We start from the raw sequence: 811 nt of genomic DNA, 5'->3' as shown, positions 1-811 counted from the left end.
GTATTAGATGAACCGATACGTCGTAGAATTACTTGAAGTTTGGGTTGATATTCTCGATAAAGTTCTTCAAGAGTATATTGCTCTTTCTTTTCACGAACTGGTATATAAATACTCTTAGCCATACATATCCTTGTATTTTACAGACAAGAAAGGGAGCACTTGGCTCCCCTCCTCTTAAATCCTTTTATTTAACTCTGAATCTTAGAATGGCACATCGTCGTCGAAATCAACAGACGGCTCAGAGGTTGTAGTGGTTGTTGCAGGCTTATTAGCCGGTGCTTCACCATTACCATCACCTTTAATCGGGTCTTTACCCGCAAAAGGAATGTTCTCTTTATCATGAGCTTCCGCTAGAATATCACGCTGGAATTTGTACAGTTTAGAATAAACCTGCATTTGTTCAGGTGTATCTTCATACGGATTGAATGCCAAGAATTCAGATTTTGCTTCACCTACCTGAGATTTAAACATGCTCGGGATAGATGTTACAGCAACAATCTTATTGCGAGAGTCACCTTTTTTGGTTTTATAAGAACCAACACGGACAGAAACAATCTGACCTAACTGGCCCATAAACCATTCCAGATTCCCCGGAACTTCTTTAATGCTCGGGTCAATCATCTGGCAAAGGTCAAACACTTTACCACGGCCTGCGCCTGGGAATAAATATGCGTCAAGGAACTGACATGCCGGACGTGCTTCAATCGGCTTACCGACTTTGTCTTGGTCATTTTCATATTCAGTACCAGTAGCGTTTACACCAATCAGTTCGAATGCAAAAGAACATTTGAATGCTGGTGCCTTCTTCTCG

General features: G+C 41.3%; 1 protein-coding gene. It reads right to left on the bottom strand.

What is annotated here, in order from left to right; translation table 11 throughout:
- Window positions 1-201 precede the first annotated feature (201 nt).
- The coding region (locus N1032_RS24685; RefSeq protein ID WP_259543159.1) for a hypothetical protein at window positions 202-811 on the bottom strand (610 nt) is incomplete at its 5' end.

This window comes from Herbiconiux daphne (genome assembly GCF_024979295.1).
GTDB classification, from domain to species: domain Bacteria; phylum Actinomycetota; class Actinomycetes; order Actinomycetales; family Microbacteriaceae; genus Herbiconiux; species Herbiconiux daphnes.
Note: the sequence above shows the minus strand (reverse complement) of the source record. Positions and strands in the feature narration are given on the sequence as shown.